Annotated in this window: 8 protein-coding genes and 1 pseudogene; all 9 read left to right on the forward strand. The window is 50.9% G+C overall.

From position 1 onward, the window contains the following. Positions 1 to 379: 379 nt before the first annotated feature. Entirely contained in the window at positions 380 to 1,006 is a 627-nt protein-coding gene (locus D7X94_RS17305; RefSeq protein WP_199715169.1) for an alpha/beta fold hydrolase, read from the forward strand. A gap of 58 nt (positions 1,007 to 1,064) precedes the next feature. Next, positions 1,065 to 1,514, forward strand: a complete 450-nt coding sequence (locus D7X94_RS17310; RefSeq protein WP_016288556.1) for a hypothetical protein — start codon at positions 1,065 to 1,067, stop codon at positions 1,512 to 1,514. A gap of 143 nt (positions 1,515 to 1,657) precedes the next feature. After that, positions 1,658 to 3,247 (forward strand): MobQ family relaxase, encoded by a 1,590-nt coding sequence (gene mobQ, locus D7X94_RS17315; protein WP_120429040.1) that lies wholly within the window; start codon positions 1,658 to 1,660, stop codon positions 3,245 to 3,247. Between the two features lie 125 nt (positions 3,248 to 3,372). Next, the gene (locus D7X94_RS17320; RefSeq protein ID WP_016288558.1) at positions 3,373 to 4,020 is read left to right on the forward strand and encodes a CHC2 zinc finger domain-containing protein; all 648 of its coding nucleotides are present in this window, start codon (positions 3,373 to 3,375) and stop codon (positions 4,018 to 4,020) included. Then, complete coding sequence (locus tag D7X94_RS17325) at positions 3,986 to 5,329, forward strand: virulence-associated E family protein (protein WP_120429042.1); 1,344 nt, start codon at positions 3,986 to 3,988, stop codon at positions 5,327 to 5,329. Before D7X94_RS17320 ends, D7X94_RS17325 begins: the two co-directional genes overlap by 35 nt. A gap of 252 nt (positions 5,330 to 5,581) precedes the next feature. Next, on the forward strand, positions 5,582 to 5,779 hold the full coding sequence (locus D7X94_RS17335; RefSeq protein WP_016223833.1) for a hypothetical protein: 198 nt from the start codon (positions 5,582 to 5,584) through the stop codon (positions 5,777 to 5,779). Positions 5,780 to 5,785: 6 nt separating this feature from the next. Beyond that, positions 5,786 to 7,450 carry a recombinase family protein gene (locus D7X94_RS17340; RefSeq protein WP_120429043.1) on the forward strand — a complete coding sequence of 555 codons (1,665 nt, stop codon included), beginning with the start codon at positions 5,786 to 5,788 and terminating at the stop codon, positions 7,448 to 7,450. 94 nt (positions 7,451 to 7,544) lie between these two features. Then, a pseudogene (locus D7X94_RS17345) lies at positions 7,545 to 7,625 on the forward strand (Maff2 family mobile element protein); the annotation flags it as partial. A gap of 12 nt (positions 7,626 to 7,637) precedes the next feature. Then, positions 7,638 to 8,300 (forward strand): VirB6/TrbL-like conjugal transfer protein, CD1112 family (locus D7X94_RS17350; protein WP_243111377.1); only part of this gene is annotated, 663 nt, incomplete at its 3' end.

Here is an 8,300-nt window from a genome sequence, read left to right on the forward strand (position 1 = left end):
TCTGAAAGCCTTTTATGCTGGTGGTTTTGAGAGTTTCCTCGGATAATTGATTATCTCGGATAATGCGCCCTATCCAAGAACTCGGATAGGGCGCAATTATACACCACTTAGGAAAGTGGTGCATTGCGCCCTGCCGGGAGCGTCCTGCGGACAGCGGATGATTTCCGTAGATTTTCAATCTGCTCCAATCATCACAGGGGACGCTACCCTTCCCCTGCGCTGGCTCCGCCAGCTACCCCTTTGCGGACTTGCCGCCCGGAATTATCTTACACTGCAAGCTGCTCCTGTCCAACAAGTTTTCCGAAATCCAGCTATACTTTTTTGATAGGATAGCGTATAATGAAGCCAGTGAAAAATCGAAATTTGAAAGGAAAAATTGATGAAGACTATTTTTATACACGGTTCGGGCCATAAATCAACAAGTTGGAATGAAACAATTTCACATATGGAAGACAATAGAGATATCTTGTGTCCAGACTTATCTACAATTCTTAATGGCAAGGAAGCTTGTTATAAAAATTTATATTCTTCATTCAAAGAATATTGTAATAATAATGACGGACAAATAAACTTGTGCGGCATTTCGTTAGGGGGAATATTAGCATTACATTACACATTGGATTTCCCCGATAAAGTGAAATCACTTGTTTTGATTGGTACTCCTCATAAAATTCCCAGGGTAATATTTGGCATTCAAAATATCATTTTTAGACTTTTACCCAGATCAATGTTTGAAAATATGGCGTTTAATAAAAAAGACACTTTCATTTTGGGAAACTCCATGAGAGCATTGGATTTCAGTGACAGCATTAACAGTATAAAATGTCCTACTCTTTTGATTTGCGGGAAAAAAGATAGCGCCAACATGAAATCTGCGTATTATTTCCACCAAAATATTCAAAATGCAAAATTAGAAATCATCGAAAACACCGGACACGTTGTAAATGAAGAAAATCCTCTACTTTTAGCCCAAATATTAAACAAATATTATAACGAAACAAAATGAAGCCTGCTACATTTATAGAATTGAGAGATAAAAATTCAGGTTTGTAAGGGAGAATACCATGTCAGTTAATATAGCAGAAACATTTGAATTATTGTTCGATAAAAACAATAGTGTTGCTTACAAAGCATTACAAGAATTACAGAAAGAAAGCAAAAAAACGGATTGCGTTTATCCTTACATGGATAGGTTAAGCGATATGCTTGACAGCGACAATTCTTATATCCGCACGAGAGGGCTTACATTGATTGCCTGTAATGCAAAATGGGATAAAGATTATAAGATTGATGAAATCATTGATAAATATTTGAAACACATAACAGACATCAAACCCATTACAGCACGACAATGTATCAAACTATTGCCTGTTATTGCAAAAGATAAGCCCGAATTGAAGGATGATATTCTTTCCGCACTCCATAAGGCAAATACATCTGTTTATGAAGATAGTATGCAGCCATTAGTTTATAAGGATATTCAAAAAGCAATAAAAGAGATACAAAAAACTTAAAAGGCTGTTTCTCATCTATCAGGCTGCTAACCAATCTGACAACTAAATACCCGCCGCCCACCAGCGGCACACCCAAGCAGGAAACTGAAAAAGTTATCCTGCTTTTTTCATGCCCGGAATCCGGGAGAAAGGAGGGTGCACACTTGCCATGCCCGCACTGTAAAATCACCATCATCAAGCGGAGCAGCAATGAATCCGCTGTTTCTGCCGCCGCCTACCAGAGCGGCGAGAAGCTGTTCTCTGAATATGACCAAGAACAGAAGTATTATCCCTACAAGAACGAAGTCACCCACAAAGAAATCCTGCTCCCGCCCCATGTGCCGCCGGAGTTTGCAGACCGCAACACCCTATGGAACTCTGCCGAAGCGCAGGAAAAACAATGGAACTCCCAGCTTGCCCGGAGGTTTGTGCTTGCCATCCCAAGGGAAATCCCGCCGGAACAGTATGCCGACCTTATCCGTGACTACTGCCGGGAGTTTTTTGTTTCCAAGGGAATGATTGCCGACTTTGCCATCCACGACAAAGGGGACGGCAACCCCCACGCCCATATCCTGCTCACCATGCGGGCGATGGACGAAAAAGGGAAATGGCTCCCCAAGAGCCGAAAAGTATATGACCTTGATGAGAATGGGGAACGCATCCGGCTCCCGTCCGGCAGATGGAAAAGCCACAAGGAGAACACCGTAGATTGGAACGACCGGAAATACGCTGAAATCTGGCGGCAGGGATGGGCGGACACGGCCAACCGCTATCTGGAAGCCAACAGCCGCCCGGAACGGCTTGACCTGCGCTCCTATGCCCGACAGGGGATTGATAAAATCCCCACCGTCCACATGGGGCCTGCCGTCTGTCAGATGGAGAAGAAGGGAATCCAGACCAACATCGGCAACCTGAACCGGGACATCAAATCCGCCAACTCCCTCATGCAGTCCATCCGCCAGATGGTGCGCCACTTAAAAGGCTGGATTGCCGACCTGAAAGAGAAAAAGGCCGTGCTGCTGGAAGTGTTGGAACAGGCCAAGGAGCCGACACTCCCGGAGCTGCTATTCCGGTATCTGGAACTGCGGAGTGGGGAACGTGCTGACTGGACTTCCAGAGGGAAGCTGAAAGGAACCGTTGCCGACTACAATAAAGTGCAGGCGGCTATGGATTTCCTGCGGAAAAAGGAAATCTCCACCGTGGAGAGCCTTGACGCCCGGCTGGATGAAATCAGCAATACCGCAGTTTCTGTCATGGGGAGCATGAAAAAAAGCGAGAAGCGTATCAAAGCCATCAACACCATGCTGTCCTATATTGACAAATATGAAGCGAACAAGCCAGTCCATGCGGAGTATACCGCCATCGGCTGGAAGAAGAAAAAGGAGAAGTTTGCGGAGAGCCACAAGGAGGAACTGGACGCTTACAATGCCGCTATCCGGTATTTGAAAGCCAACCTGAAAGGCAATTCCTACTCCCGTAAAGATTTGGAATCCGAACGGGAACAGCTTGCCGCCGCCCTGCCCGGACAGAGGAAGGAACTGGAAGCGGTTCAGGCAGATGTGAAGGTACTCCGTGACGTGCGCCACTGGCTCAATCAGGTATTGCCGCCCGAACAGTACCGCCAGACCGCCGAGCCGGGAAAGAAGCCGTCCGTACAGGAGAGCCTGAAAGGGCGGCAGGAACGCATCCGGCAGGAGCAGGCAGGGAAACAGAAGCCGAGCCGGACACAGAAACAACAGAATATGGAACTTTAAACAGGCACTTGTTTTGTGATTGGAAACCGCAGGCAAGTGCCTTTTTCTTTGCAACAAAATGGATTTACAGACAACGTGGGCGACATTGTGTCGCTCACGTTGGGATTATCAGGAGGGAACGCCTATTGAACGTATTTGAAGCCGTGAAACAGTCCGTCACCACAAGGCAGGCTGCGGAGCGTTATGGAATCAAAGTAAACCGGAACGGGATGTGCGTCTGTCCGTTCCACAACGACAAAAACCCAAGCATGAAGACCGACCGCCGCTTCTTCTGCTTCGGATGCGGAGCCACCGGGGACGTGATCGACTTTGTTTCCCGGCTCCACGGCATCGGGAGCAGGGAAGCCGCCCTCATGCTGGCGCAGGACTTCTCCATCCCCTATGAGGACGGGAGGAACGCCGGGAAGCAGCCTATCCGTCCATGCCTGCGGAGGGAAACCGAGGAACAGAAATTTAAGCGTATGGAGCGGCACTGTTTCCGTGTGCTGTCTGACTATTACCATCTCCTGCGCCGCTGGAAGGAGGAATATGCCCCACGTCAACCGGACGAAGCATGGAACCCCCGTTTTACGGAAGCCCTGCAGAACATGAGCCGTCTGGAATATTTAATGGACGTACTCCTGTCCGGGGAGCTTCCGGAGCGGGCAGCGCTTATCATAGACTGCGGAAAGGAAGTGAGGAATCTTGAAAGACGAATGGCAGAGCTTACCGCCAGAGATACGGCAGGAAATAACGAACATGGCAGACAGCACAGAGCCGCCCCGGAGCGTTGAGGAGGTCAAGTCCATGCTGGAAACCACAGAGAAAGGCGGCTTCCGCAACAGCATGAGCAATTGCCTGACCGTGTTCCGGCGCGACCCGCTCCTGTCCGGGGCGGTTGCCTACAACCTGCTGACCGACCGCACCGATATATTAAAGCCTATTGGATACAAAAGAACCACCGGAAGCCCCATGACTGACACGGACATGAAATATATCCGGCTGTATCTGGAAAAAACCTACGGCCTGACAAGCGAGAAGAAGATACAGGACGCCGCCAGCCTTGCCGCCGATGAGAACAGCTACCACCCTGTCCGGGAGTATTTAAACAGCCTGACATGGGACGGAACCGAGCGGGTGCGCTTCTGTCTGCGGCATTTTTTAGGGGCAGACGCAGACCAGTACACTTATGAAGCCCTGCGCCTGTTCTTGCTGGGAGCCATCCACCGGGCATTTTCCCCCGGCTGTAAATTTGAAGTTATGCTCTGTCTGGTGGGCGGTCAGGGAGCCGGGAAGTCCACTTTCTTCCGCCTGCTGGCAGTCAAAGACGAGTGGTTTTCGGACGATTTGCGGAAGCTGGACGATGATAACGTATACCGGAAGCTGCAAGGTCATTGGATAATCGAAATGTCAGAGATGATTGCCACCGCAAACGCAAAGAGCATAGAGGAAATCAAGTCATTTTTGAGCCGCCAGAAGGAGGTTTACAAGATACCCTATGAAACCCACCCGGCAGACCGCCCAAGGCAGTGCGTGTTCGGCGGCACATCCAACGCCCTTGACTTCCTGCCCCTTGACCGCTCCGGCAACCGCCGCTTTATTCCCATACAGGTATGCCCGGAACAGGCGGAAACGCATATTTTAGAGGACGAACACACTTCCAGAGCCTATATCAGCCAAGTGTGGGCGGAAGCGATGGAGATTTACAAAAGCGGCAGATGGAAGCTGACATTCAGCCCGGAAATGGTGCGCTATCTAAAGGAACGCCAGCGGGACTTTATGCCGGAGGACACCAAAGCCGGGATGATTCAGGCTTTCCTTGACAGCTACCCCGGCGATACCGTCTGCTCCAAACAGCTATACAAAGAAGCCCTGAACCACGCTTATGACGAACCGAAACAATGGGAGATACGGGAAATCAACGAGATAATGAACCAGTGCGTCACCGGCTGGAAGTATTTCTCCAACCCCCGGATGTTCGCCGGGTACGGCAGACAGAAGGGATGGGAACGGGAGCAACCGGCAACGGACACCAGCAACGGAGCAGGAAAAACCCCAGAGGGATTTACGCCAGTGCCGGAGCAGATGGAGCTTCCCTTCTGAAAAAATCCGGCAAATGACAGCCCGTTGCACACTTCGTTGCTATCCCGTTGCCGGGCCGGTTGCCGGGGAAAATCCCATAACTGCGGGCTTTTCTCCCCTTTAACAACCAAAACAACAGAAAAATAAAAGAAAAAGTATAAAATAACCCAACCGCCAGACAAGGATTAGTTTCATGGTCTTTTGAAGCCCGTTGCCGGACTTCGTTGCCGGCCTTCCCTGTCTGGCTTTTTCATGTATGGAGGACAACTGCCTATGGCGAAAAATAAAACAGAGATTCATGTCACCACAGTATTTGACGGCGAACTGGACGCTACGGACGTTTTCGTAAGCCTTATCGCACAGAAACACAGCAGAAAAACAGATAAAGAATATCTTGCTAAACCACAAGAAATAGGATATAATAAAGATGAGGTTCCAAGTGACCGTGTTCCGTCTGGATTGTGCGGGTAAACGGTTATGATGAACGCAATGGAATATACAGGAATGGACACACTCCTTGCCGGGAGCTTCCGGGCAGCTATCTATTGCAGGCTGTCCAAGGACGATGACCTTGACGGGACGAGCGCCAGTATCGAGAACCAGCGGGATATGCTGGAAAAGTTCTGCGAGAAGCAGGGATGGGAGGTTGCGGCAGTCTATCAGGACGACGGTTTCACCGGCCTGAACATGGAACGCCCCGACCTGAAACGGATGTTGAAAGCCATTGAGCGGAAGCAGATAAACCTTGTCATTACAAAGGATTTATCAAGGTTAGGACGGAACTACTTGCAGACCGGGCAGCTTATCGAGGACTTCTTCCCCCGGAACGGTGTGCGCTACATCGCCATGAATGACGGTATCGACACCATGCGGGACAACAACGACATTGCGCCATTTAAAAATATCCTGAATGAGATGTACAGCAAGGATATTTCCAAGAAAGTCCATTCCTCCTATGTGCTGAAGGCGCAGAAAGGCCAGTTCACCGGCTGTATCGCCCCGTTTGGCTACCGGAAAGACCCGGAGGACAAGAACCACCTTCTCATTGACGAGGAAACCGCCCCCGCTGTCCGTCAGATTTTCGGGTGGGCATTGGAAGGAAGAGGCCCCAACTACATCCGGCGCAGGCTGGAGCAGCAGAAAATCCCCTGCCCTACATGGTGGAACCGGGAGCGCGGCTACCGGAATATCCGCACCAGATGGGAGAAGCAAGACCCGGAGAACGGGCGGTATATCTGGGATTTCACGGTGATTAAGGACATCCTGATGAACCCCGTCTATGCCGGGGCGATGGCTTCCCAGAAAAGGGAATACCGCTTCAAAATCGGGACTATCGGGGAGAAGAAGCCGGAGGACTGGATTGTGGTGGAGGGGACGCACGAGCCGTTAGTGGACAAAGGGAGTTTCGCCATCATTCAGGAAAAGCTGAAATCCCGCCAGCGTCCAAGGAAGGCCGGGGAGCCGAGTATCTTTGCGGGGCTGCTCAAATGCGGCGAGTGCGGCAAGTCCCTGACCATCCGCTATACCAACGCAAAGCACCCACAGCAGATTTACTCCTGCAAGACCTACAATGCCTACGGGAAGCAGCACTGCACCCAGCATCGGGTTGACTACGACACCCTCTATGCCCTTGTGCTGAACAAAATCCGGGAGTGCGCCGCCGCTGCCCTGACCGACAGCGAAGCGGTGGCCGGACGGCTGACCGACACCTGCCAGGCCGAGCAGAAAGACCAGCGGGAAGCGATGGAACGCACCCTTGCCAAAGACGAAGAACGGATTGAAGTGCTGGAAAAGATGGTATTACGGCTTTATGAGGACATGGTAGCCGGACGAATCACAGAGGAAAACTTCGATCTCCTGCTGGAAAAGACGCAGAAGGAACAGGCGGAATTAAAAACCAAGGTTGAGGAAGGACGGAAACGCCTTGCCGATGAAATCCGGCTTGCCGTGGACGCAAGGCAGTGGGTGGAATCCATACAGGAGTACCGGGATATCACCGAGCTGGACGCTCCCACCCTGAACCGCCTGATGAAAGAAATCGTTGTCCATGAAACCATAGACAGCGACAAAACAAGACACATTTCTATCGAAATTCATTTTAATCTCAAACCCATACCGGAAGTGGAGCAGGTCACAGGCTGACCGCTCCCCCGCTCCGGGGGGATTCTTAAAAACTCCATATATATTTCTTGACGTGCCGCCGCCCGCCAGAAAGCTGTATTGTTCCTACTAATTGGGGATAACACAGCTCATGGCGGGCGGCGGCATCATCCTTTTGGGCACCACACTCATCCCTCTGCTGTCGGGCCTGTTTTAAGGGCGGCGGCTTATGGACTTTCTCACCGACTGGCTCACGGACTGGCTGAAGGAGCTGCTGATCAGCGGTATCATGGGGAACCTCGAGGGGCTCTTTGATACCGTCAATGCCAAAGTCGGAGAGATTGCGGTACAGGTAGGGAAAACCCCGGCGGCATGGAACGCCGGGGTTTTCTCCCTCATCCGCCAGCTTTCCGAAACGGTGATTTTACCGATTGCCGGGCTGGTGCTGACCTTTGTTGCCACCTATGAGCTGATACAGATGCTTTTGGAAAAAAACAATATGCACGAGTTTGATGTGGCGAATATCTACAAGTGGGTATTCAAAACCTCTTGTGCCATCCTCATTCTCTCCAACACCTTTAACATTGTGATGGCCGTGTTCGATGTGTCCCAGAGCGCCATATCCAGGGCGGCGGGGCTGATCCAGGGCTCTACGGATGTTACCCCGGATATGCTGGCCGCATTGGAAACCACGCTGGAGGGGATGGACTTGGGCCCGCTTTTGGGACTGTGGCTCCAGTCCTCGGTCATCGGGCTCACCTTGCAGGCGCTGGGCATCATCATCTTCGTGCTGGTGTACGGAAGAATGATTGAAATATATCGCGCGTCCAGAAGTGCCGCTTTTCATCCAAAGGCGGTGCGCGGGCATTTTGGGAATCCGGCTTTGGCAAGC

The sequence above is a fragment of the Acutalibacter sp. 1XD8-33 genome, from assembly GCF_003612555.1.
Lineage (GTDB): Bacteria > Bacillota > Clostridia > Oscillospirales > Acutalibacteraceae > Acutalibacter.